This window comes from Sulfitobacter sp. HI0129 (genome assembly GCF_001635395.1).
GTDB lineage: Bacteria > Pseudomonadota > Alphaproteobacteria > Rhodobacterales > Rhodobacteraceae > Sulfitobacter.
In genome coordinates this window covers 1-203 of the sequence record NZ_LWGH01000169.1, presented here as the reverse complement: position 1 = coordinate 203, position 203 = coordinate 1, and the positions used below count along the sequence as shown (strand labels likewise).

At 64.0% G+C, this 203-nt stretch carries 1 protein-coding gene; it reads left to right on the top strand.

Annotated features, from left to right (window positions below):
- A partial coding sequence (locus A3764_RS01525; RefSeq protein ID WP_150122045.1) for a phenylalanine--tRNA ligase beta subunit-related protein occupies positions 1-203 on the top strand: 203 nt, incomplete at both ends.

The window sequence follows — 203 nt, the reverse complement described above, 5'->3', positions numbered from 1 at the left end:
ATTCGCGGTGTAAAGAACGGCCCCAGCCCGGCATGGCTGCAGGACAGGCTGCGGGCCATCGGTCTGCGCCCGATCAGCTTTCTGGTGGATGTCACGAACTTCTTCACCTTCGACCGCAACCGCCCGCTGCATGTCTTTGACGCCGACAAGATCGCCGGCAACGCGCTGCGCGTACACCGCGCGAAGGGCGGCGAGACATTGGT